The organism is Emticicia fontis, assembly GCF_054779675.1.
In genome coordinates, this window is record NZ_BAAGXU010000063.1 from 1239 (window position 1) to 1530 (window position 292).

General features: G+C 47.3%; 1 pseudogene. It reads right to left on the bottom strand.

From position 1 onward, the window contains the following. Positions 1–292: pseudogene (locus ACYVFA_RS23955) on the bottom strand (gliding motility-associated C-terminal domain-containing protein); the annotation flags it as partial.

Consider the following 292-nt stretch of genomic DNA (forward strand, 5'->3'; position numbering starts at 1 on the left):
TGTCCCTGTTGACCAGTTTACTGTTCCGCCACATCCACTGGCGGTTAAGGTCAAAGTATTTGGTGCACATACTACTTTTGGATTGGGTGCAACAATCGTTGGAGCAGATGGTTGTGTTACAATCTGTAAACCTGTTACGGCTTGGCTGGCTGGGGAAGTGCAACTACCCACCGTACAAGTGGCTGTAATGCTATAAGTTCCTACACTTGAAAGTACCAGACTTGTACCCGTCGCTCCTGTTGACCAATTAACTGTGCCACCGCATCCACTGGCGGTTAAAGTCAATGTATTT